The sequence below is a fragment of the Planomicrobium sp. MB-3u-38 genome, from assembly GCF_002836425.1.
Taxonomy (GTDB): domain Bacteria; phylum Bacillota; class Bacilli; order Bacillales_A; family Planococcaceae; genus Planococcus; species Planococcus okeanokoites.
In genome coordinates this window covers 1-23,792 of the sequence record NZ_PJBO01000080.1, presented here as the reverse complement: position 1 = coordinate 23,792, position 23,792 = coordinate 1, and the positions used below count along the sequence as shown (strand labels likewise).

The 23,792-nt window shown below is 44.2% G+C and carries 24 protein-coding genes; 10 read left to right on the top strand and 14 right to left on the bottom strand.

All coding sequences use genetic code 11. The features are described from left to right. Nucleotides 1-123: 123 nt before the first annotated feature. Nucleotides 124-1,023, bottom strand: a complete 900-nt coding sequence (locus CXF70_RS16840) for an oxidoreductase (protein ID WP_233208673.1) — start codon at nucleotides 1,021-1,023, stop codon at nucleotides 124-126. Between the two features lie 342 nt (nucleotides 1,024-1,365). On the opposite strand from CXF70_RS16840, the gene CXF70_RS16835 reads away from it, so the two are divergent. Continuing rightward, a complete protein-coding gene (locus CXF70_RS16835; RefSeq protein WP_084242695.1) occupies nucleotides 1,366-2,265 on the top strand; it encodes a 3-hydroxyacyl-CoA dehydrogenase in 900 nt (299 codons plus the stop codon). 61 nt (nucleotides 2,266-2,326) lie between these two features. On the opposite strand, the gene CXF70_RS16830 is transcribed toward CXF70_RS16835, so the two are convergent. Continuing rightward, nucleotides 2,327-4,147, bottom strand: a complete 1,821-nt coding sequence (locus tag CXF70_RS16830; RefSeq protein WP_101803616.1) for an LTA synthase family protein — start codon at nucleotides 4,145-4,147, stop codon at nucleotides 2,327-2,329. A gap of 203 nt (nucleotides 4,148-4,350) precedes the next feature. On the opposite strand from CXF70_RS16830, the gene CXF70_RS16825 reads away from it, so the two are divergent. Both CXF70_RS16825 and CXF70_RS16820 read left to right on the top strand, forming a co-directional pair. Further along, nucleotides 4,351-4,908, top strand: coding sequence for a methyltransferase family protein (locus tag CXF70_RS16825; RefSeq protein ID WP_084242693.1), 558 nt, complete (start codon nucleotides 4,351-4,353; stop codon nucleotides 4,906-4,908). Nucleotides 4,909-4,927: 19 nt separating this feature from the next. Continuing rightward, a complete protein-coding gene (locus tag CXF70_RS16820) occupies nucleotides 4,928-5,386 on the top strand; it encodes a hypothetical protein (protein ID WP_101803615.1) in 459 nt (152 codons plus the stop codon). A 159-nt stretch (nucleotides 5,387-5,545) separates the two neighbouring features. On the opposite strand, the gene CXF70_RS16815 is transcribed toward CXF70_RS16820, so the two are convergent. From CXF70_RS16815 to CXF70_RS16790, 6 genes are all read right to left on the bottom strand, one after another. Next, on the bottom strand, nucleotides 5,546-6,556 hold the full coding sequence (locus CXF70_RS16815; RefSeq protein WP_341201224.1) for an STAS domain-containing protein: 1,011 nt from the start codon (nucleotides 6,554-6,556) through the stop codon (nucleotides 5,546-5,548). Between the two features lie 216 nt (nucleotides 6,557-6,772). Continuing rightward, complete coding sequence (msrB, locus tag CXF70_RS16810; protein WP_101803614.1) at nucleotides 6,773-7,912, bottom strand: peptide-methionine (R)-S-oxide reductase MsrB; 1,140 nt, start codon at nucleotides 7,910-7,912, stop codon at nucleotides 6,773-6,775. Nucleotides 7,913-7,934: 22 nt separating this feature from the next. Then, entirely contained in the window at nucleotides 7,935-8,459 is a 525-nt protein-coding gene (locus CXF70_RS16805) for a TlpA family protein disulfide reductase (protein ID WP_101803613.1), read from the bottom strand. Between the two features lie 214 nt (nucleotides 8,460-8,673). Further along, nucleotides 8,674-9,186, bottom strand: coding sequence for an NUDIX hydrolase (locus tag CXF70_RS16800; protein WP_158241214.1), 513 nt, complete (start codon nucleotides 9,184-9,186; stop codon nucleotides 8,674-8,676). 39 nt (nucleotides 9,187-9,225) lie between these two features. Further along, a complete protein-coding gene (locus CXF70_RS16795; RefSeq protein ID WP_084242687.1) occupies nucleotides 9,226-9,474 on the bottom strand; it encodes a hypothetical protein in 249 nt (82 codons plus the stop codon). Between the two features lie 72 nt (nucleotides 9,475-9,546). Beyond that, nucleotides 9,547-10,080, bottom strand: a complete 534-nt coding sequence (locus CXF70_RS16790) for a hypothetical protein (protein WP_233208672.1) — start codon at nucleotides 10,078-10,080, stop codon at nucleotides 9,547-9,549. 426 nt (nucleotides 10,081-10,506) lie between these two features. On the opposite strand from CXF70_RS16790, the gene CXF70_RS16785 reads away from it, so the two are divergent. Together CXF70_RS16785 and CXF70_RS16775 are read left to right on the top strand one after the other, a co-directional pair. Then, the gene (locus CXF70_RS16785; RefSeq protein WP_101803610.1) at nucleotides 10,507-10,986 is read left to right on the top strand and encodes an NUDIX hydrolase; all 480 of its coding nucleotides are present in this window, start codon (nucleotides 10,507-10,509) and stop codon (nucleotides 10,984-10,986) included. A 400-nt stretch (nucleotides 10,987-11,386) separates the two neighbouring features. Further along, nucleotides 11,387-12,187: an SDR family NAD(P)-dependent oxidoreductase gene (locus CXF70_RS16775; protein WP_101803608.1), complete on the top strand. Its 801-nt coding sequence runs from the start codon at nucleotides 11,387-11,389 to the stop codon at nucleotides 12,185-12,187. A gap of 105 nt (nucleotides 12,188-12,292) precedes the next feature. Here CXF70_RS16775 and CXF70_RS16770 read toward each other — a convergent pair whose 3' ends face one another. Both CXF70_RS16770 and CXF70_RS16765 read right to left on the bottom strand, forming a co-directional pair. Beyond that, nucleotides 12,293-13,261, bottom strand: a complete 969-nt coding sequence (locus CXF70_RS16770; RefSeq protein ID WP_084242682.1) for a sugar phosphate isomerase/epimerase family protein — start codon at nucleotides 13,259-13,261, stop codon at nucleotides 12,293-12,295. A gap of 62 nt (nucleotides 13,262-13,323) precedes the next feature. Then, a complete protein-coding gene (locus tag CXF70_RS16765) occupies nucleotides 13,324-14,178 on the bottom strand; it encodes a GNAT family N-acetyltransferase (protein ID WP_101803607.1) in 855 nt (284 codons plus the stop codon). A gap of 342 nt (nucleotides 14,179-14,520) precedes the next feature. On the opposite strand from CXF70_RS16765, the gene CXF70_RS16760 reads away from it, so the two are divergent. The 3 genes from CXF70_RS16760 to CXF70_RS16750 all read left to right on the top strand — a co-directional run bounded on the left by CXF70_RS16760 (nucleotide 14,521) and on the right by CXF70_RS16750 (nucleotide 17,608). Continuing rightward, complete coding sequence (locus tag CXF70_RS16760) at nucleotides 14,521-15,717, top strand: M14 family zinc carboxypeptidase (RefSeq protein ID WP_369916957.1); 1,197 nt, start codon at nucleotides 14,521-14,523, stop codon at nucleotides 15,715-15,717. 120 nt (nucleotides 15,718-15,837) lie between these two features. Continuing rightward, nucleotides 15,838-16,587: a phosphatase PAP2 family protein gene (locus CXF70_RS16755; RefSeq protein ID WP_233208671.1), complete on the top strand. Its 750-nt coding sequence runs from the start codon at nucleotides 15,838-15,840 to the stop codon at nucleotides 16,585-16,587. Nucleotides 16,588-16,738: 151 nt separating this feature from the next. Beyond that, the gene (locus CXF70_RS16750) at nucleotides 16,739-17,608 is read left to right on the top strand and encodes a PPK2 family polyphosphate kinase (RefSeq protein ID WP_101803606.1); all 870 of its coding nucleotides are present in this window, start codon (nucleotides 16,739-16,741) and stop codon (nucleotides 17,606-17,608) included. Nucleotides 17,609-17,657: 49 nt separating this feature from the next. On the opposite strand, the gene CXF70_RS16745 is transcribed toward CXF70_RS16750, so the two are convergent. Together CXF70_RS16745 and CXF70_RS16740 are read right to left on the bottom strand one after the other, a co-directional pair. After that, complete coding sequence (locus CXF70_RS16745; protein WP_084242673.1) at nucleotides 17,658-18,722, bottom strand: LLM class flavin-dependent oxidoreductase; 1,065 nt, start codon at nucleotides 18,720-18,722, stop codon at nucleotides 17,658-17,660. 299 nt (nucleotides 18,723-19,021) lie between these two features. After that, nucleotides 19,022-20,239, bottom strand: a complete 1,218-nt coding sequence (locus CXF70_RS16740; protein WP_101803605.1) for an EAL domain-containing protein — start codon at nucleotides 20,237-20,239, stop codon at nucleotides 19,022-19,024. 415 nt (nucleotides 20,240-20,654) lie between these two features. On the opposite strand from CXF70_RS16740, the gene CXF70_RS16735 reads away from it, so the two are divergent. Together CXF70_RS16735 and CXF70_RS18275 are read left to right on the top strand one after the other, a co-directional pair. Next, nucleotides 20,655-21,521 carry a YitT family protein gene (locus CXF70_RS16735; protein ID WP_084242671.1) on the top strand — a complete coding sequence of 289 codons (867 nt, stop codon included), beginning with the start codon at nucleotides 20,655-20,657 and terminating at the stop codon, nucleotides 21,519-21,521. A 99-nt stretch (nucleotides 21,522-21,620) separates the two neighbouring features. Next, nucleotides 21,621-21,776 (top strand): glycine zipper domain-containing protein, encoded by a 156-nt coding sequence (locus CXF70_RS18275; protein WP_158241213.1) that lies wholly within the window; start codon nucleotides 21,621-21,623, stop codon nucleotides 21,774-21,776. A gap of 50 nt (nucleotides 21,777-21,826) precedes the next feature. Here CXF70_RS18275 and CXF70_RS16730 read toward each other — a convergent pair whose 3' ends face one another. Further along, nucleotides 21,827-22,456, bottom strand: coding sequence for a GyrI-like domain-containing protein (locus tag CXF70_RS16730; protein WP_101803604.1), 630 nt, complete (start codon nucleotides 22,454-22,456; stop codon nucleotides 21,827-21,829). 47 nt (nucleotides 22,457-22,503) lie between these two features. After that, nucleotides 22,504-23,643: a CapA family protein gene (locus CXF70_RS16725; RefSeq protein ID WP_101803603.1), complete on the bottom strand. Its 1,140-nt coding sequence runs from the start codon at nucleotides 23,641-23,643 to the stop codon at nucleotides 22,504-22,506. Between the last annotated feature and the right edge of the window lie 149 nt (nucleotides 23,644-23,792).

Sequence of the window (23,792 nt, the reverse complement as noted above, 5' to 3'; positions counted from 1 at the left end):
ACCCGCAACCCAACCAGTTCGACCCGCACCCCAAATGGTTCAAGCCGCACCCCAAATGGTTCAAGCCGCACCCCAAATGGTTCAAGCCGCACCCCAATCAAATCAACCCGCACCCCAATCACATCATTCTCCGAAATCAAACTTCACGCCGGTCAATTCCTCCGAAACTTTCCATAATTGTTTCGCAACTTCTTCGTCGAGGGCTGATGGATGTGGCGTCTCGAGTGACGGATAGCCTTTGCGACGGCCAGGTCCATCGGGTCCGATATATTCACCGCCTGTTAAATCGGGAGCTGTTGCTGCATGGACTGTTGCAAGCGCGCCAATTGCCGGTGGCTGCAGATAATATTTATTGGCAAGATTCCGCAGGAAAAGAGGCGCGTCTTTTTTGCCTAATTTGAATATATTGGTGGCGGAAACGCCTGGATGGCAGATGACGCTGATCGTGCCGGACCCATGTTTTTTCAGAAGCCGGTCGAGCTCCAAAGCAAACAGCATATTGGCCAGTTTGCTTTGGTTATAGAATTTTTTGGCTTTATAGCCTTTCGAGCCGTCCAAGTTCTCAAAATCAATGGATCCCCGGTTATGTGCCAGACTTCCGGTCGTTACAATGCGTGAATCGGGAGTTCGATCAATCAAAGGGAATAGCAGCGCGGTCAAAGCGAAATGGCCGAGGTGATTACTGCCGAACTGCATTTCAAAGCCGTCTTTTGTTTTTGAATAGGGCGGCATCATGACACCCGCATTATTGATCAGCAAGTCGAGGGCAGCGAAATCACGAAGAATTTCATCAGCAAATGTACGCACACTTGCCAGATCAGCTACATCCAGCATTCTTATTTCAACAGTGGCCGCTGGATGCAAAGCCAGAATTTCCTTGCGTGCCACAACTCCCTTGGCTTCATTGCGCACGGCCATGATAATATGTATGCCCTTTCCAGCAAGCACTTTTGCCGCTTCCAGGCCGATGCCGCTATTCGCCCCTGTAATGACAGCGGTTTTTCCAGAAAAATTTTGAGACAATTGAATTGCTCCTTTCACAGGGCATTGAGTGATTTTGGATTTGTTTAATATGTAGTCAAATCAAGTCTACGGGAAGGGGTGTGCAGACTGCAATCAGTAAGCTCATTGACCCGTGGTGAAAATTTTTGCTGAAAAAAGCCCCCGCATTGAGCGGGAGCTGGAATCATCCTTAACGTTTAATTTTCATCCATTTGCCGTAAGTTTTTTTCACATAGAGAAGAGTTTTCTTGACGGTTGTTTCTACATTCTTTTTGTAGACTTCTTTTTTCTTATCAACGTGTTTACAGATTACCATTAGGGGAAAAGAAGGAATATACTGTATAAAAAGGAGACATGCATATTATGGATTATAAGAATATAACCGTCGCCGGAAGCGGCGTCTTGGGAAGCCAAATCGCTTTCCAAACCGCATTTAAAGGTTTCGAAGTGGCTGTCTATGATATTAACGAGGAAGCCATCGGAAAATCGAAAGAGCGAATGATGAAGCTGAAGGAAAACTACAAGAACGATTTGAAAGCAACCGATGCGGATGTGAATTCAGCATACGACCGCCTGACTTTCCATACCGATTTGTCGGAAGCTGTCGCGCAAGCGGACCTTATGATCGAAGCGATTCCTGAAGTCGTTAAAATAAAAACCGAATTTTATCAGAAGTTAAGTGAAGTGGCACCGGAGAAAACCGTGTTCGTGACGAATTCTTCGACGTTATTGCCAAGCCAATTTGCGGAAGCGACAGGACGTCCGGAAAGATTCCTGGCATTGCACTTCGCCAATACAATTTGGATCAACAACACTGCGGAAGTCATGAAGCATCCGGGAACCGATATGAAATTCTTCGATGAAGTCATCGACTTTGCAAAGGCTATCGGAATGGTTGCATTGCCGCTCTATAAAGAACAGCCTGGCTATATCCTGAATTCCTTGCTTGTACCGTTCCTGGAAGCCGCGGAATTATTGCTCGTCAAAGAAGTGGCTGATGTCCAGACCGTTGATAAAACGTGGATGATTGCAACAGGAGCGCCGCTTGGGCCATTCGCTATCCTCGATGTTGTGGGTATTCGGACCGCGCATAATATCGTTCAGGCAAAAGCTGCTGCAACTGGTAAGGAAGAGTTTGTTAAACTTACTGAACTATTGCAGACTGAATATCTGGATAAAGGGAAAATCGGCCGTGAATCCGGTGAAGGCTTCTACAAATACCCGAACCCGGCATTTGCAGACCCGGATTTCCTGAAAAATTAATAATGTAAATAAAAAGGCGATGAAGAGAATTCTCTTCATCGCCTTTTGGATTTCCTGAAACTTATTTCTCTTTTATCTTTTCAAGTGCATTTTCATGGATGATCAAATCGGAAGTTCGTAATTGTTCCGCAGCTTCTTCAACTTCATCTTCGCAGTTTTCAAAAGCTACTTGTTCTTCAGTCTGCACCGAATAACAGGTTCCGCTTCCGATAGGGGCTGTGAGGTCAGGTTTATAATAAAATTCTTTGTAACGGAAAGAACCGTCACGGAAAGGGGTGACATTTTCTTCCTCATCCATCAGTGAGCTGCCCAGTAAATATGGTGGGTCGATGCCGATCATGTCAAGGATGGTCGGAGCGATATCAATCTGGCCACCTACACTTTCGTTGATTTCACCGCCTGAAGATCCTGGCGCTTTTATAAAGAGCGGCACCCCCTGATCCAACTCAAATAATTCTACAACGCTTTCGGCGTTAGCGTCTTCTGCCATTTCTGTCCCTTTCTGGTTCAAACCGCTGTCATGGTCGCCGTAGAAAATAACGAGTGAGTCATCCCATAATCCTTTCTGTTTAAGTTCGCTGATCATTTCCCCGACCGCTTCATCGACGTAATGGACTGTATGGTAATACCCTTTAACCAAGTCGTCATCGTAATCATTAAGATCCAATTTCTCCAGCTCTTGAGGGAATTCATAAGGGGTGTGGCTTGTTAATGCCACCATGAAAGCAAAGAAGGGAGATTCCTGTTCTGAAGCAAAAGCAATGGATTCGGATAAAAAATCTTTGTCATTCAATGCCATGCCGATTTTTCCTTCTTCCGAAAAATCCTGCCTGCTATAGAATCTATCGAATCCGATGTTTTCATAGAATTTATCCCTGTTCCAAAAAGTCCTTTCAAATGCATGCATGGCGGCTGTTTCATAACCGTAGCGCTGCAGATGGGCGGGCAGGCCGTTAAAGTCATTGCCGGCATATTGTGTGTAAACGGATCCTGATTTGACGGGATGCAATGAAGATAATGTAAGAAATTCAGCGTCAGAAGTCCGTCCTTCATGCGTTTGATGATAAAAATTCGGGAAGTAAATGGTTTCCAATTTTAATTGATTGAGATTGGGAGTCAATTCTTCTCCATTTATTTCCTGACCAATGACCGAAGATTGGAAGGATTCCAGTTGAACCACGATGATATTAGGCAAATCCTCTGGAATCGATGCTGCTTCAATTTCCGGAATTGCGTCAGGCAGCAGATCCAATTGGTCGGATGACAAAGAGCTGCTTCCGGCAAGACTGGCTGCCCCGTTAATCAGGTCGGCTCCATGATAGCCCCAGAACCCCAATTGATAGTATTCACGCATATTTGAAATGGGATTGTCTACAAGCCAGCCTTCTTTTTGCACATAACTCCAGGCAAGAGGTGCGGTGAAAACAATCAGGCCAGCTGCAAATCCAGCGCTGGCAAATTGCAGCCTTTTGTTCTTCGGAAGAGTTCCGGTTTTATTGCGAAAGTAAAGGAATGCGGCAGAGAAAAGAGGGAGATCCAAGAAAAAAATCAGGTCTTTCCAGGAGACAAGGGTCAAAAAACCGCCTCCGACACTGCTCATCTGAGGGACGTCAGCAATGAGCATCACACTGAGAAGGTCTTCGAAATAACGATAATACCAAATATCCGAGACAACCAGCGTGCTGTGAAGAAACAGCAACGAGAGCAAGACCCAACGACGGGTTTTTGCCTTGAGCAATAATGTCCAGCTTGAGAGGACGAGAACGGTTGCAAAGTTCAGTATGAAAAAACCGACGGAAAATTCGGTTTCCGTATAGACGCTGAAAAGAAATAATTTGAACATGGAAATTGCCAGGTAAATGGCGTAGTCGAGAAAAATCATTCTGGGATGCACCTCCATAAGTACCAGTAAAAATACTATATATTTCTCAGTACCTCTTTTTGAGTTGCTGGAAACATAAATAGCGGGGGATAAGGATATGGCATCAAAGGAGCCGAAGAGGATTCATGTAGGGCTTGAAAATTGTTTTGTGTCCGAATTATCTATAAAATTAAATGTGGATACAGGAAAGGCAGAGGTTTGAAATGACAGCTTTGGATTGGGTTTTTACAGCTATTGCAGTGATTTGGATTTTAGAGTTCATCCTTTTCCGCAATCGCGGGACAGGAGAAGAAAGCCCTGTTGAAAGACGTTCCTTTCTTTTGATCCTCGCGGCACTTTCCGCGACGATTTTAGCGGCAGCGCTTGTCGGTGAAATGCGGCGATTTGAAATGACAGCCACCTGGTTTAAAATGATAGGAATTTTATTTTTTGGCACAGGTGTATTTCTGCGGTATTGGGGAATCATTCATCTGAAGGCCCAGTTCACCAGGCACGTCACGGTACAGGAAGGTGACGGCATTGTCAGCACCGGACCTTACCGCAAACTGCGGCATCCTCTTTATACCGGATTATTATTGATTGCTGTCGGCATGGCGCTTTTTTTCCAAAGCATACTTACAGCAATTATTGGCGGCGCATTGGTTGGTTGGGCGCTGGTAAGGAGAATGGACGGGGAAGAAGAATTATTGGTCAAGGAATTTGGCGAAGAATACCGGGAATGGATGAAGCGGCGAGCAAGGCTTATTCCATTCATCTATTAATGGAAAGCGAGTGATTCGAGTGGAACTTCCTTACGGGATAAGCGGTTTTTATAATTCGGATGAACCGAAGCCATCGGAAGTGGATGTCAGTGAATATAAGAAATTGTGTGATGATTTTGCGGAAAAGCTGAATGGTCGGGTTCTGGAGTTTACAGACACGCTGTATCCTGCAAATTTCCATAAAGCCTTTTTCGAATTGCCCGGCACCACTATCTGTCTGGTCATGAACAAGCATTATCCGGTTCTTGCGTTTGCGAAAACTGTAGAAGCATTAAAAATTGAATTCATCAATTTTTCCGAAGGAGCGGAGGCAATACCGGAGGATTATACCGTCCTGACTGCCGATATCCTGGAGGCTGCTGTTCCAGAAAATTTAAATGAGCTGCCAGTTGAAGAATTGAACAATGGTGAAAAAGAGCAGATTAAATATTGGAAGCCGGAAACAATCGGACAGATCGTCTTTAATTTCTGGGATTAGAAATGCTGAGGCATGCGATAAACCGTCTGCATCCCCTTTTTTCTCAAGCTCATCACTACATAAACTAAGAATTTTACAAATGGTTGAAATAACATTAAACGCCGCCTCAGTTTTTTCTGGGGCGGTGCTTTATATTAGCTCATATGATATTTTATCTGTTTAGACGATTCGTCTGCCGCTTTTGCCCAGCGCATAATAAACGCCGTGCTGCAGGCTTTGAAGACATTCGAACTTTCTCAAATTGCTGTTTGACTGGACAATGACCATTGCCAGTTCAGGCGACACGCCAACCAGAATGGTTTCAATGCCAAGGAGACGCGCAGCGGCGCCAAGTTTATCAATCAGCATTGCGGTATGTTCGGAGATATGTTTATGCAGTCCCGTAAGGTCGAGCAGAAGGTACTGGGCCTGATGTTTCGGCAATTCACTTAACGTATTGAATATCAGGTCTTCTGAACGGTCTTCGTCATAGCTTCCGATCATCGGCACGACAACGATTTTTTCCAATACCGGTATGATCGGAGATGACAGTTCTTTGACAAGGTTTTGGAGCATTTTCGTTTTATCATCGACCATCCGCTCAAGTTCTTTGATTTTCATCGCTTCCTGTTTCCGGGACATCTCATGGATATTGGATTGAACGGTTACATCGGAAGGATAATATTTGACGATGCTGTAAGGGTTCTCATCGTTTTGATATTGGATGGTGGAATACCAGAAATTCGTGCCAAACAGGCCGGTCAATACTCCCGCGTAATGGGAAGGGACAAAAATGCCTTCCAGGCCTTTTTGTTTGCGCTGATTCATCTTAAATTCCCAGTCATCTTGGATATGAAGTGTAAAATGTTTCGCGTCTTCATCCATCTCCACAATTTTCACTTTGCCCCAGCCAGCTGGCGCATATGTATTGGACAGCCATTCCACAACATTCGAAGTGTTGATGTTTTTTCTGTCCAGGAATCCTTCGCCGACGATGACCCCTTGGCGGAAGCCGGTTGTTTCCAATACCAATTTTGTTGCTTCGGTGCCTGAAATTTCACGGATGGAATCGAAAAATGTTTCCATTGCCGAGATCCAGAACAGCACCACATCTCCGTTTTCAAATAATACTTCACCTGTTTCCAAATCCCATTTTAACTCTATATCACCTAGCGTAATCTGCTTTTTCATGATAATCGATCCTCCGATTTGCTGATGTTTCATATTTATACTGCATGAACAGCAGTTAATATATAAATGGATATATAAACTCTGTATCTTATTCCCTAAACGGAGGAGAAGTATGCATATGAAATAAATAATTAGCGAAATAAACTCAAGAAAGGAAAAACGGCACATTCGCTTTTGAATGTGCCGTTTTCCATCGTCTTTATCTGGTTCTATCCCTTAATCGACATAATCACTAAGATAACCATATCCTTCTTTTTCCATCTCTTCAGCCGGGATGAAGCGGAGCGCTGCACTGTTCATACAATATCGCAGGCCGCCCCTGTCTTCGGGCCCATCATCAAAAACGTGTCCGAGATGGCTGTCGCCAGAGCGGCTGCGGATTTCGGTGCGTTTAAAAAATCCGCTGTAATCATCGTGTTCTGTAACGACGGCAGGGTCGATAGGTTTTGTGAAGCTTGGCCAGCCGGTTCCGGAATCATATTGGTCAGCTGATGAAAACAACGGTTCACCCGTTGTGATATCCACATAAATGCCCGGTTCGTAATTATCCCAGTATTCGTTTGAAAAAGCGGTTTCGGTTGCATCTTCCTGTGTCACATTATATTGGACTTCTGTCAGCATTTCTTTCAATTCATCGTCACTCGGTTTCGGATACGCAGCCGGATCGATCAATGAAGGGATTTCCTGGTCTTCGAGCGAATCGAATTCGATGTGGCAATAACCGTCGGGATTTTTTTCAAGATAATCCTGATGATATTCTTCAGCAAGATAATAATGTTCCAAAGGTTCGATTTCAGTCACTATCGGTTTATCATAACGTTCGGCTTCTGCTGCTACGACTCCATCGATAATGGCACGGTCTTCGGCATTTTCATAATAGACGCCAGTGCGGTACTGTGTACCTTTATCATTGCCCTGCTGATTCAATAGAGTTGGATCAATGATCATGAAAAACTGTGATACAAGACTTTCGAGGTCGATGCGTTCAGGGTCATATTGGACGTGTACCGTTTCAGCGTGACCAGTGTTTTCGTATAGTACTTCCTTATAAGTAGGATTTTCTGTTGTTCCGTTGGCGTAGCCGGAAGTTACGTCGTATACTCCGTAAACACGGGCCATATAGGTTTCGACACCCCAAAAACAACCGCCGGCAAACCAGATATCTTCCAGTTTATCCGTATCGAAATCCAGATCCTTATTCGGATTCTCCGGAAACCGGGAGGTGCTTTCAGCTGAACTTGCTTCCGTAGTGCCTTCAGCATCTGAAACCGTGGATGAACCGGACGTGCCGGGAAGGGAACAGGCAGCTAAGAATAATAATATAAACAAGAGAAGGAAGGGAAATTTGTACTTCATTATTGTCGACCGCCTTTCATGGTTATTGAATGCTTTCAAACGTTTCATAAATCTGTTCATTGCTTACATGTCCGGTCTGGCTTTTGACCATGACGCCGTCAGAACCGATGTAGACAGAAGTGGGATAGCCGATCACACCGTAATCATCGAAAACAGGACCTTCTTCATCGAGCAGTACCTGGATATTTGACGTGTTGTCCAGCCCTTCATACCATTTGGCAAAAGAATCGCTGCTTTTTTCGGCATTCGAGTCAGGTGAAACAATTGTCAATACTTCGAAATCCGGTTCTTCACCGGCAAGTTCGTTCAGTTCATTCATGCCCGAAAGACAGATTGAACACCATGAAGCCCAGAATTTGATGTATACTTTCTGACCCGCATATTCCGATAGCTCGTGGGTTTCACCCTTCAGATCGACCAACTTGAAATCGGGGGCAGGCTTGCCTTCATTCAACTGCTCTGCGCTGGAAGAAGTTTGTCCATCTGAGCAGGCAGCGAGCAACATTATAATAATTATAAATACAGGCGTTGCCAGTAATTTTTTCATGGGGAATCATCCTTCTAAGTGAATTGATGTAACCGCTTTAATTGGTTTGTAAAAAATTTTCAGCAATTTCTCCTTATACCCACATCATATAGCGAAAAGATAGAGAATGATATTGAACAGTCTTAGTTGGATTCCAAATGAGCATATGGAAGTGTAATGTTCGACAGGGAAGGTTCAATTTTAAAAAAGTCGCTCCCATAATGGAAGCGACTTCTCATCGAATCATTAACTTTTGCAATTCTTCAAAATAGAGCTGACATCGTTCGAGGACACTCGGCACGGTCTGCCCATTTTCATGCAACAACTCTAATTCATCAAAAGTGACAAGCTGTGCGCCGCAGACTTCACCAGCCTGCAGCTTCATGGCAGCGGGGTTGATATTGTCAGCGGTCTTCCAGATGTAACTGTCACGAAAATAATGTCCATATTTCAACTCACCGATTTTAGTCAATTGTTCAGGAGCTGCCACGAGGCCAGTTTCTTCTTCGAGTTCACGGGCAGCGCCTTCGATACTCGTTTCGCCGGCAGTAATGGATCCACCTGTGATTTCCCAAAGTAATGGATAAGTTTTTACCGCATCGCGCTGCGTCAGTAATATCCGCCCATCCACGTTGACTGTAATTATTTCCACAACAACATGATATTCGCCCGGATTCAGATCAATGCCGCGTCGATGAACCTTGCCAAGCTTGTTCCTGTCACCATCTACCAGATCCCATAATTCCATCTTCTTCACTCCCATTAAATGAGTATATAAAAATGGAAGCTAAATGGAAAGGATAAATATGAAAACAGGTGCAGTGAATACGAGAGGTGCCAGGGTAAAAATCATGCCATAAACATTAAATCGCTTGCTGAACAATAATGTGGCCCCTAACAGCCAAATCATCAGGAAAAAAGTTTCACCCAACACCGCGCGTTCCAGACCGCCACTTTCCAGAATCGGAATAGCTGTCAGAAATGCGAGGAACCCGGTCCATAAGAGGTGAAAAGCACGATAGATTGTATAAACCAATTTAAAACCTCCGTTCTTTGTTTAATAGAACGAAGAACCAGAGGTTTAGTTCCGGCGGAACGATTATCCGGATCAAAGAATCAATTGGAGCAAAATTGTGATGAAAATAAGTCCTAAAATAAATGAGGGGAAGCTATTGTTTTTCTCATCAGGCAATTCATCATTCAAAATGTTCAGTACTACTCCGCCTGTCAGAAAAGCTGAGAAAAATGCAATGGCCAGGTCGCTGGTCGGGGTCAATTGGTAAATGAGCCATCCGATGAAGACGGATGCCGCTAAAATATAGCGGCCAGTTTTTGTATATAGATCTTCGTGAGTGAGATGGAGGATACGGTTATTTGCGATAAAGTGAAATGAGAACACGATGAAATAAATTATATAATCCAGAGCATGGTCTCCGCTGAGTTCCACTAGAAGATAGCCGATCAGCATGTTGTACATGGCGAATGCCGAGATTTCAAGGATGAAAATATCTTTGCTTGGCCGTGTCATGTTTTTTTGCCGTTTGTTATGCTCCTGGGATTTTTCACTTAATTGGTTGATTGCGTAAAAAAGGGAAAGCCCCGCTAAAGTGGCAATGTAGGTGACGTAATCGATATTCTCCATCCACTTTGGAAGGGAAGCTTCCTCAGCTACTTCCTGATAATGTGTCAACTCAGGTACGAGATGGAGGAAGACATAGGCTATGGACCCTCCGGAGACCAGGGACATTAATCGTTTTTTTGGTTTTTGACTAAGAAATTTTATATAGTTCGTAAATATATGGATGAGAACAAAGCAGATAATGATAAAAAGACTGAGCCAGACCATTGGGTTCCTCTCCTTCAAAGAAATTTCTCTGATGCTTTTTTATACCCAATATTGAAATGTATACCTCTTAATTACATTATTTATTGAGGTTTGAAGAAAGAGAAAAATATTTACGCAGTATGTTCCTTTATATGGAAAAAAGCTAGAGTGTTTTCGGAATTTATTGGATATACTATGGAGGTACGCAAATGCTTGCAAGTATATAGTATTGGGGATAGGAAGATGGGGTACATCGAAGAGTTGAGGGAAGTCGTCGGCCATAGACCGCTCATATTAGTCGGCGCGGTGGCAGTGATCACAGATGAACTTGGCCGGCTGTTGCTGGAGGAAAGACGATTTCCGAAAGGCGCATGGGGATTGGCCGGAGGGTTGATGGAACTCGGCGAATCGACAGAGGATGTCGCAAAGAGAGAAGTGTTTGAAGAAACGGGACTGGTGGTAAATGATTTGAAACTCATTAATGTCTATTCAGGACCGAATCATTTTGTAAGAGCTGAAAACGGGGATGAATATTTCGTGGTCACTACAGCTTATTTTGCTGAAACACATCACGGGGTATTGACCGTGGATGAACTGGAATCCCTCAGTTTTGAATTTTTTTATCCTGATGAATTGCCTGAGCGCATCGTAAAGAGCCATCGCCGTATCATAGATGAGTATTTGGAGAAGTTCCATGCCAAACGGCTGTGGGCGGTAAGATGATTATAGGAGAGGCAGTGATCTGTGATGTTGCAATTTTTGAGTAAATACAGCCATTGGTTATTGTTGATACTGGTATTTGGAAGCCTTGCTGTAAGTTTTTTCAGCGGCCGTTATGATGCTGCTTCACTTATTTTCGGTGTCATAGGTGTTTTAGGAGTAGGATATCTTGTTTATCGCATAGAGGCGGACAGGAAGAAAAAAAGAGTACGAAGTTAAGCATATGATTTATGGCCGGTTCTATTTAAGAGCCGGCTTTCTTATGTTTAGACAACCGTTTTTTATCAATAAATCGATTCAGTTGTCCCAAATTTAAACTGCGCAACCAAACTTCCTGAACTCCAGGTTTGCCTTGTTTTCAGAAGGGAAAATAGGCATAAAACGTTTGGGAGGAGAAGTGGGCATGTCATTATTCGCGAAAGATGCTTTATCGCATAAACATATTTTGATTACAGGCGCTATAGGTGGAATTGGGTATGAAACGGCCAAAGTGGTTGCCGGTATGGGAGCAAAAGTGACGATTACCGGAAGAAATGAAGGGAAATTGAAAGGGCTTGCCGGTGAGCTGGAAAGAATAACAGCTGAAGAAAATGTTACAGTTCTGCCTGCAGATCTCACAAAAAAAGTAGACAGGTCAAAACTTGTCGCCGATGCGGAAAAGGCACATGGCTTTATAAATGGACTTGTCAATTCTGCCGGCGTCGCCGGCGGCAGGACAGTTGAAGAGCTGGATGAAGAATTTATTGAGAAACTGATGAATGTCAATTACAAATCCACATTCCTGTTAACACAGGAGATTTATAAAAAAATGATGGAACGGAAAGAAGGGGACATTGTCAATCTTGCGAGTCTCTCAGGTTTGAGGGGGACCCATGGCAATACGGCTTATGCGGCAAGTAAATTTGCGGTGGTCGGCTGGACACAGTCAATGGCGCTTGAAGCGATTGAACACGGAATCCGCGTGAATGCAGTGTGTCCGGGATATGTCGATACGGAAATGGCGCGGAACAGCATACGCCGAAAAGCCGAGCGGAAGGGCGTCACTTTTGAAGAGGGAATGGAAGAAGCGGCAAACAGCATTCCGTCAGGTCGCATTTCCACACCCGAGGAAGTGGCGAATACGATAGCATTTCTGCTGACTGATGCGGCGGCGAATATTGTGGGCGAGTCAGTGAAGATTTCCGGCGGCAGTGTAATGAGGTGAAGATCATTCTTCATTGCTTAACTTGAGATGTAAAATAAAATTCATTCTTCACAAAAAACCGTTTGCCATAAATAAAATGGCAAACGGTTTTTTCAATAGAATCATTCAAGTCCACCACATATCTCCAACCGATTCCTTCACCATTACAGGTTTTAAAGTCTCAACGGCTTTAGTAAATCCTTCTTCAACAGACATCAATCCGTCTTCATGTTCGATGCTTACAACATAATCGTAGCCGTAAAGCCGCAATGTACTGATGATATCAGCCCACGTTTTTTGGTCATGCCCAAACCCGACTGTACGGAAATACCAAGCACGGTCACGCATCGCTGAATAGTCTGTCATATCAGTCAGGCCATTCCGGTTCATGTTTTCCTGGTCGATGATGGTATCTTTTGCATGGAAGTGGTGGATGGCATCTTCACGCCCAAGAATTTTTATGGCTTCAACGGGGTCAATACCTTGCCACCACATATGGCTGGGATCCAGATTGGCGCCGATTGCAGGACCACATGCCTGCCGCAGTTTCAGTAAAGTGGCAGGAGTATGTACAGAAAAACCTCCGTGAAGTTCCAAGCCTATTTTCACATTCAATGACTCTGCAAGGTCATTTTTCTCTTTCCAGTAAGGAATTATTTTTTGTTCCCATTGCCATTTCAGGATTTCCTGGAAATCATTTGGCCATGCAGCCACCGGCCAGTTGGGATAGAGGGCGTTTTCATGGTCTCCCGGACACCCGGAAAATGTATTGACGACGGGCACGCCAAGTTCAGATGCGAGCTGTATAGTTTTAACAAGCACCTCATCTGCTGCATCAGAAATTTTTTTCTGTGGGTGGAGCGGATTGGCATGGCAGCTTAGAGCGCTGATCATCAATCCATGCTCACTGATTTTCTGTTTGAACTTTTGCTGTGTTTCATGGTTACCTAACAATTCATCGATTTTGCAGTGAGAATCCCCAGGATAGCCTCCCGTTCCGAGTTCAATCGCCTCTATGCCTTTTGAGGACACGTGGCTTAACAAGTCGTCAAAGTTTTTATCGGAGAACAAGACGGTGAATACGCCCAATTTCAATAAAATAACCCCCTTTTAAAATTTCAGAAAATACAGTAATGTAATCCGTTACATAATTATCGCTATCTGCCTTTGCCGAAAAGCATCCAGGGCGATGGCAGATTAAAAGGATGGCCATCAGGCAGTGTGGAAGCTTGCTGCTTTGTTAAATCCATCCATACATGTGCGTCCTTCCGGAGCTTCGAAGCCAGCTGTTCCTGGGCAAGCGAGATTGTTTCCCAAAGACCCGGCTGATCCATCAAATCGTCAAACGGATAGACTGCGTGCAAGTAATAATATTTTTTGAAATCTTTCTTAGTAATCAAAACCCGATCTCCTTTGGGATTCACAAAAAAATTCCAATCGGCAATTTGTCTATCTTCAAACATTTCCTCGGAAGCCGGGAATGGATAATAGCATTCATAAGGAAAAACAGCAGAGGATTCAACGAATAATTTGCGAAGCCATTGTCGTTTCATTGACACATCCTCCAGTCTCTCCCAGGGAGTGCCGCCGCTTTTCAGTGAAGAAATATTTGAAGCCGACGCCCCGTAGCTGATATGCTTCTCAGCGAGACCGATTTTTTTCAGCACACGCTGGGCAGGGATATTTTCTTCCTGTGTATTGGCGCCGACCCATTTTATGTCAGGGAGCTTGAAAGCTTCATCCAGCACCTGAGACATTAAACTGGTTGATAAATCATTGCCGCGGAAGCGGAGATCACTGCGCATGCGTCCGAGCATCGCATATTGTTTGGCGAATATTGACAAGCCGCCCACACTGACTAATTGATCGTTTGCAAAAAGTCCGAAAAGTTTATTGTTCCCCGTCGAAATTCGGTCGAATACACGGATCACGTAATCGTCATCGATACCGGTTTCCATTGCTTTCAGTTTCGGCAGATCTTCTATCGTTAAAGGGCGAATCTTCTTTTCCACTGTTCGACACTCCCTGCTGCTCAATATTTATTCAATTATATATGCTTGATATTGATAGCGCATTTCATAAGACTGTGAAAACTAGTCATTTCATCTCTTTAATTACTTCGAACTACGAAGTAAGTGTTTAAAGAGTCGAATTAATTAGGGGCGTCTTGTACTATAGTCCTGCAAAAAATTAGAAAAAATAAAATATCCATTACTAAAGAATTGAAAATTCAAAATACATTTACAATTAAAATTCTCTTTGCTATGCTGATTTAAATTTAAGTCACATAAGGAAAGGAAGCGTAAAAATCTAAAGATGCACAAATAATAAGTTGGGAAAAGGAGCGGGTTTTATTGAAAAAGAATTGGGCGGGTACATTGGGCGTTTTGGGATTATGCACGGCACTGGCGATGCCGGTTTACGCGGTTGAAAATGAAGCGAAGCCGGATACGCATCATCATGATTACGGAATTTCAGGATTTATCGATCATGCGGAATTGACTAAAACGTTGCTGCAGCTGGAAGCGAAAAGCAAAGGCGCAGTTCAAGTGGAAGTGGCGGGGCAATCATTCAATGGCCTTGACATCTACACAGCCAGAGTCGGTACAGGCGATAAAGTCCTGTTGATCCAGAGTGAAATCCACGGTAATGAGAAAACAGGGACAGTCGCAATTCTCAACTTACTGAAGAGCCTTTCCAATAATTCCAAACAAACCAAAGAGCTTCTTGAAGAAGTGACTATCGTCTTCATGCCGATGATGAATCCTGATGCATCCGAGGCGGATAAACGCCGCAACAGCATGACCTGGTCGGATGTGGTCGATGCATATCCACAATTATCTGGGGCATCACCGTCCTGGAATTATTATGACCGCGGCGTCAGTCAAAGTTATGATTATGCTGCCAATCCAGGCTTTGATGTAAACCGGGATTTCAACCCTGATTTGGATTATGTGCCGGAAGCTGCGGATTTCCCTGGTGCTTCGAATCAGCCAGGCTGGTTCATTACTCCAGAGTCGCAAACTTCCCGTGACGTCTATAAATCCCTGCAGGATGAATTTGGCGAAGTCGACGTGTTCGTCGATCTCCACCACCAAGGACTCTATTACGTCGATGGCACGCCAGATCCGGTGACATTGTCATTGTCAGCCCAATTCGTTCCAGATCCAAACACGCCTGAAGGTTCGAAATACGCTGAATACGCTGACACCTACGATTATGATTTTTCACGCCAGTTAAATCTATTGGCTTATAACGAGCTGCAGTCGTACGGTGAATCGAAATTCACGAATATCTCGCTTTATTCACAGGGCCTAGATCTTCCAGGAACTGCACTTGGTTCTTATGCGCTGAATGGCAGCGGGACGGTCCTGTTTGAAGTCAGAGGACAGACACAGATCATGGGCCAGAAAGAAAAAGGTCAATTATCCAAATCTGTCGAGCGTGGACTTTCCGCGATCATAGAAGGCGTTGCTGATGGTTCAGTGAATGACCTCAATCCCGAAGATTATGAAGACATCCCGTTGACGGCATACCGTCCATCCAATTAAATATGAAAGGAAAAGCCGCCGGTTTATATCCGCGGCTTTTTCTATTTTCGTTGAATTAGGGACTAATGAAGCCTTAATCCGGGTATGAATAGGTATAAAAAGGATGCGAGGAGCGGTTTGGTGGTTAAAGAAAACACGAAAGTCGGCATAGCGCTGTTGTTGTTATTGAGTGGATTAGCGATTGCTGGCCTATTCATCGTCTTGTTTGCAGAACTGGCAGATGAGGTGATGAGCCAGGAATTCGGTTTATTCGACAGCTTTATCATAAAGCTTATACTGGTGAATCAAAGCCAAGCCATGGATATGATAATGGTTTTTATCACTGAATTGGGATCAGTTTGGTTTCTGGGGACGCTGTCATTGATCATCGTTTTGGCCTTATGGTTCAAGGGGAAAGACAGATGGGGAGCTCTGTTCTTCATCATAGCAGTTGGCGGGGGTGGCCTGTTGACTACTCTTCTTAAGCATTTCTACGGCAGGGAACGCCCGTCGATCAATGAGGAAATTGATGCGGTCGGTTTCAGTTTTCCAAGTGGCCATTCAATGGGCTCGCTGATCTTTTACGGTTTTGTCATATTCCTGATTATCAGAGGGCCACAAAAAGAGTGGATTAAATGGGCAGTTTCCATTAGCCTTGCTGTGCTGGTCGTGTTGATCGGCACGAGCCGCATCTATCTTGGCGCTCATTTCCCCAGCGATGTCGCGGCTGGTTACATAGCTGGCCTGATATGGCTGCTTCTGTGCCTGACAGCTCTGGAGTGGATTTCCTGGCAGACAGGCAGCCATATCAGACCCGTCAAAGGGTTGAGGAATATGCTGAAATCCGGCTTGCGCATGGCAAAAGGCAAAGCAGGCAATTTGAAAAGATAATGAGGCACTGGAATGGAACCATCGCAGATGCTGGTTGCTGTGAAACGGTTCTTTTCCAGTTTTACAATCGATTGAATCGAGACGCTCCACTGACGAATCGAAAAGTGGGGGAGTCATACGGTTATCAGTAAATTAGGATGGGGGCTTTAAGATGAATATCGACAAATATCGGATCAAACCTGACGAAAATATAAAGCTGAAAGGTTTTGGCACTGCTGATAATAAGGACCATGATCTTGAAGAGCTTGAAAAGGAATTGATTCCAAAGGCGGTCCAGAAGTTAAAGGATCTGCATTTGAAGTTGAATGCCGAAGAAGAAAAAGGCATCCTGGTTGTCCTGCAGGCAATGGACGCGGCAGGCAAAGATGAAGCGATTTCATATATATTTTCGAATTTGAATGCACAGGGTTTGAAGACATTGACACTTGGAAAGCCTTCTGAAACAGAGCTGGGCCATGATTACCTTTGGCGCATCCATGATGGCCTGCCGGCGCGAGGGGAGATCGGAATTTTGAATCGTTCACATTATGAAGAAGTGATCGCCCCGAGAGTCCATGATATCCTTGGAGAAGAGCCGTTGCCGGATGAACTTATAGACGAAAAAATATGGGAAACCCGTTTTCGCCAGATCAATGATTTTGAACGGTATTTAAGCGAGAATGGTTTTCCCGTAGTGAAGTTTTTCTTCAACGTATCAAAAGAAGAGCAGCGTAAACGATTGTTGGAGCGAATGAAAGATCCTCAGAAAAACTGGGAGTTCTCATTCAGTGATGTGGAAGAACGCGAACATTGGGATGATTATCAGGAAATTTTCGAAGATATGCTGAACCACACTTCGACAGAGCATGCGCCTTGGTACGTGCTTCCTGCCGACAATGAGCAATATTCAAGGTATATAATAGCGGAAGTCATGAATAATCTTTTATCCGAACTGGATCCGCAGTTTCCGGTAATCAGTGATGAAGAACAGGATAAACTTAATGAATATATCGAGAAGCTGGAAGCGGAAGGCGAAGAATAAGTGCTGTTGATTGAGAAAAGGCTGTCCGGAGTTTTCCGGACAGCCTTTTTCAATCTTCTTTTTGTGCTGTATATTTTCTGATGGCCGGTAAAATTTCGTTGCCGATGATTTCGATATTCTTCATGAGACGATCGAAAGGTACGCCACCGAAATCCATTTGGCCGATATAGCGCTGATGGCCGAATAATTCGTACTGATAGAGTATCTTCTCAATGACTTGTTGAGGACTGCCGATATTCATGACACTCTGGCTGTCAGCACCGTGCATGAATTGATATTCAGGAAAACCACGGCCGTTTGTCACTTTCATCCCTTCATTGATATGGGGATAATATTCCTGAAGAGCCTGCTGGCTAGTTTCAGCCACATGGAAAAAGCCGGCAGTGGCAACGGGCAGAGCGGCGGAGTCGAAGCCGTTTTCGTCAGCCGCTTCGCGATATGCATCAATGGTTTGCTTGAAACTTACCGCAGGTCCACCCAGCATTGCCAGGAACATCGGAACACCCGCATGTCCGGCTTTAATGGCGCTTGGCGGTGAGCCGCCGACAGCGCGCCAAATTGGCATCGTACCGCCGTGAGGACGAGGAATCACTTCAGCATCACGCAGAGGTGATCGGAAACGGCCGTTCCAATCGAGCGATTCTTCCTGGCTGATTTTCAGCAGTAACTCGAATTTCTCTTCGTATAATTCTTCATAATAACGGATGTCATAGCCGAGCAGTTCAAACAGGCCGATACGTGATGCCCTTCCGGCTACCAGTTCTGCACGCCCATTGGAGATAAGGTCAATCGTTGCAAAATCTTCAAACACACGAACCGGATCGGATGTGGATATGATGGTGGAAGAGCTTGCAATCTTGATATTGTTTGTTGCTTGCGCGATGGCGGCGAGCACAACGCTATGGGCCTGTGTTGTGAAATACTCCTGATGGCTTTCACCGACACTGAAAAAGTCCAGTCCAGCTTCGTCAGCAAGCTTTGCCAACTCAATAATTTCATGCAGTCGCTGGCCGGCGGGTATTCTCTCTTTAGTGTGTGGATCTGGAATATGGTCGCCCAAGGTGTACAGACCGAATTCCAACCCTTTCTTCTGATTGATGCGATATTTTTCCAAATGAAACACCCTTTCTGGAATCTATTATGCAATAAGTTTTCAGGAGATGCTGAATTCGTGCTCGGATATTACATGAAAAATACAAAAAGCCACTTCCTTTAACGGAAGAAGCGGCTTCATGTGGAAGAATATTTTTACTGCGGCTCTAGAAGAACAACAGGTTCAGTATAATCGTCAGGATAACGGACAGTATGATGGATATGATCAAACTTCCCATACAGGACATGCGCATAATGATCCCACCTTCTTGGCTGATAACCTTTCTTTACCCTGATGCATGGGAACAATAAACCATTCGTTTATTGACGCAGCAGGTAATCATTGTCGTATAGGAAACCGCTGCTGATATCGATAAAAAGAAAACTGTCCGCAGACAAAGGATAGCTGAAAGTACGGACAATATCGCCGGTCTCAATATCTGAGTACGTATCAGATAAAATTCCTTTGGACCATTTTTTCATTCGCATGATGTTTTCGAGGAAATAAGGACGGAAAGCCCAATGGGAGCCTTTATGTTCAGCTTCAATTTGCCAGTAATCTCCCCGTTTTTGATAATTGGAAGAAATCTGCTGGCCATTGGAATTGCAGATATACATCCTGAAACTTTCACGGTCAAACGGTCCTTCCAATAGTTTCAAAAAGTCATCTGCATACTCTGGACCAGACCATCCCGGGGCCGCCTTTTTCAAGATATCTTCGCATGCAATTGAAAATTCAAGGCATTTTGCCAATAATGATTTTTCCATGTCGATGAAGTTTTGTATGCTTTCGCCCACATTTACCTGAAGTGAATTATTGGACAGCAGATTGAAATCAGGTTTTGCCAGGTAATACCCCTGGTAATAATGGCCCCCATGTTTCCACGCAAACTGAAGCTGATAATCGTCTTCGATATGTTCGTAGGACAGCTTGGCGCCTATGCGGCGTGCCAGCAGGGAAAGGGAATAGACGATATCCTGGAAAACATCCGGCCGATTGGTGCGGATGACTGTCGTGTCGATTTTCAGGATATCAGGTTTTAATTGACGGATGCGGTCAATGTTGGAGCTTTTGGCACCCACGTGATCGACAGCTATTTGGATTCCGTAGGTTTTGTAATACAGCAAAAGGTGATTGAGGGATTCAAAATCCTCTTCGAATGCGTGCTCTGTGATTTCCAGTACGATCCGCTTAAGGGAAAATCCTTTTGCTTCAAATTCCTGCAGTGTACTGATGAATTCCTCACCGCCATTAAGCAGCAATTGCTTGGCATCGCGGTAGAGAAATAGTCTGCAGCCGTTGCCGTTATCCAGCATTTCGGCCATCGCCAGCTTAAGGAGGTGGGTATCGACTTCAACTTTAAACTCATCCGGCACATCCGGATTCTGAAAAAAATGACCCAGGCTTAGCCACTCGCCGTTGTGTTTGAACCTGCCACGCACTTCGTATCCGATAATGGTATGTTTGACAGCACTGACAATCGGCTGGAATACAGGTTTTACATTTTGAAGATTTTCAAGAACCAGCAATGGGTCCATATCGTTTGCCTCCTTTGGCTCGAAACATCCGCTTTCTGAAAAAGGGGGTATCAGTATATTGTGATGGATCTGGGTAATCTGCAGTAAAAAGGGAATGTGAAAACTTCCTGAATACTTAATCAGGTCTATGAATCCTATTCTGTATTTCAACCATTTTCTCCTGCAACGAACAGTTGGTAAACCTGTTAAATGGAAACTCCATATGTCTTAATGCCCTGAAAAACCGCTTATAAAAAAACCTGTGAAAGTTTGAACGGTAAAGCTTGCAAAGCACATCAGCTTTGCCTATAATTTGAAACATTGTGTCAGGAAAGTGTTACATGTCATGCACTGCCAAAAAGTCTGCAGACAGCTGCGCGGCTTTTTTTATTGGCCTTCAAAGGCAATGATCTTATTAAAGGAACGAGGAATTTGTATGGATAAAGTTTATAGCGCGTTAATTATTTTTCTGGGATCCGTTTTACTCGGATTCGCATTCAATATGTTTTTATTGCCCCATGAAATCCTGTCAGGCGGAATTACAGGGGTAGCGATGATTTTCAGTTTAATGACGCCTGTCAACGCGGGGATCTGGTTGATCATTTTGAACGTCCCGATCCTGATTCTTGGTTGGATGAAGCTGGGCAAATTGTTTATCGCAAACAGCATCTACTCTGTTGCTGTCACTTCAATCTCGATGCTGTACATTCCGGTTATGAAAGTGACCGAAGACGCTTTGCTGTCGTCCGTATTCGGCGGGGTGCTGGTTGGCATCGGCGTCGGTTTCATCATCCGCTTTTATGGATCGACAGGCGGCTTTGATGTTGTCGGATTACTGTTGACGATGAAACGCGATATACCGCTTGGATTTATGGTCTTTTCACTAAATAGTATGGTCGTCTTCATATCGGGGTTTATTTTTTCATGGGAACTCGCGATGTATACGATGGCATCGATTTATATCACAGGCCTAGTGGTTGACCGGATCCATACACGCCATATCAAGCTCAGCCTCATGGTCGTTACCGGCAAAGGTGATGAAGTTAAGAACAAATTGCTTGAAAGCCTATACCGGGGCATTACCGTAACGGATGGCGAAGGCGCTTATTCAGGCAATAAAGTCAAGGTTCTCTACACAGTGATTTCCCGTTATGAATTGGCATTTGTACGTCCGTTGATCAAATCGATCGATCCCAACGCCTTTGTCAGCATCAATGAAACGATGGAAGTAATGGGGAATTTCCGGAAAGATGATAATTTCAAAAAGACACCCGGCTTAGCCGGAGAAAGCCGCTCAGCTTAATTGCAGCGGTTTTTTCTTTTATTATCCTGAAAATAGAAACTTTCCATGAATTGATGCGTAAATAATGCATTGAGTAATAGCAGAAGGGGGATTTTAATAGTGGAAAAATCTAATACGACGCTTGGTATGGGCGTCGGAATCGCACTCGGCATCGTCATTGGGCTGGCAATGGATAATTTGGCTGTTGGAATAGCAATCGGTGTTATTCTTGGCGGTGGGATAGGATTTTTCAGCGGCAAATCGAATACAAAGTAATATGGGCGGCGCTTGGATCAGAAAAGCCGGGTCAAATTTGACCCGGCTTTTTATGGTGAGATTTTTTCTATCTGGCAGCGCAGAACAGTTTTTAAACGGGCAGCGGCAGTTTTACGGAAATCATTCAAATAGATTTCACGATGTTTCTTGCTGCTGCGCTGATATCCGTTTTCTTCAAGAAAGCGGCTTATCTTTTCAAAAGATACGGGTTCTTCATCATATGGACCGACATGCAGGATCTGCACTGACATTCCTTGCTCAATTTCTTCGAACATCACTTCATCCAATAACTCACGGGGCTTTTTGCGGCCGGCGATTTCAAAAGCCTTGAGTATTGTGCCGTTGTCGGCAAAATCGGGCTGGCGGATCATCAATTTATACAGGAACTCATTTTTATCAAGCGTATCCATCCTCTGCCCTCTATCAGTTAAACTCCAAACTGCTTCAAGCGGATAAACTGTATAGTCAAAATAACCAGGAGGGATGAAACCGTTCTTAGGCATCATGCGAATGGCATAGGCCAATGAATAAAGCGTTTCCACCCGTTTCGCGAACTCCTCTCCATTCGGATCACCTTTTCCTTGAATGATGAAAAAACGCTGCTTCGGAATTTGAACCAGGACCGGGGAAGTTTGCGGCAGATACAATTCCTTTTCAGCTTTTCGCCATTCGTGTTTCATAAAATCCTCCTGTCTTCTTCTGGAATAGTAGTGGAAAGTATTACGGTTCATTCAATAAACTCCAAATCATTGATCCAGGTTGACAAATGTGTTTTGGCTTCTTCGTTCAAATCCGGATGGACATTTTTCAGCAAGTCGATTTCAAACCAGCTATAGTCTTTGTTTTTAACAAAAGTATTGGTGAAGGAAGGGTGCTTCAATGTGATTTCAGAAGAATCAGGTCCGCTTTTCTTTTCCACTTCAATTGAAAAAATAGTGCCAATTTGCCTCGCTATTTCATTTTGCCCTGACAGGAAATTGCCAAGCGAATAAATGACGAAAACCCGCCGATCGTCAGATGTTTCGATCCAAGCAGGCGGCTGCAGCACATGCGGGTGGTGGCCAAGGATGATATCTGCCCCGTTTTCAGCAGCGAATTGGGCGATGTCCGTCTGGTAAGTGTTAGGGAATGGCTGATATTCATCACCGAAATGTAAATTCAGCACAACAACTTCCGAATGTTCTTTTGCATGCTGAAGATCTGATTTGATCAATTCCTTATCAATCCTGTTCACCAGATAATCTTTGCCGGCAGGAGTAGCTATTCCGTTCGTACCATAGGTGTACGACAGAAAAGAGAATGTAATATCATTCACAGTCATGACTGCTGTTTCATCACGTTCTTCCTTTGAAAAGTAAGAACCTGTCCGGATCATCCCGATTGAATCCCAATAACTGGCGGCGTTTTCAATGGCGGAAATTCCACGGTCGAGCGTGTGGTTATTCGCCATAGCGACAACGTCAACACCGGCGTCTTTCAAAGCGTCACCAACTTCATAAGGACTGTTGAACGAAGGATAGCTGGATAAACCAATTTCAGCTCCGCCTATGATGCTTTCCGAGTTGGCAATGGTGATATCGGGATTTTCCAGAAACGGTTTAACTTTCTCGAACATGGGGATAAAATCATATCCGTCCTCGGTTTTGGCTGAATCATATACTGTGCCGTGGATCAAAATGTCACCCACTGCTGATAACGATACGGTCCGTGTCCGGGAAAAGCCAGGGATGGCTGGTGTCGTATTTCTTGTTTCAAAAACTGTGTCCACTGAAACAGGAGCTGCGGGAATCTTGACAGCTAAGCACCCGGCAAGCAGCAACACACTCATCAACGCAGAAACATAGATAAAAAAGCGAATGGGCTTCATCAGTATCACTCTCCAAATTATTGGATATGGTCAGTAAGGCGCATAATTCCCTTGAAGGCATGATTAGCTGCTCACGATAAAATAAAATATTATTAAAAAAAGAATATTCAAATAGATGTTTATTAATATCCTACAACATAAGTGATGCA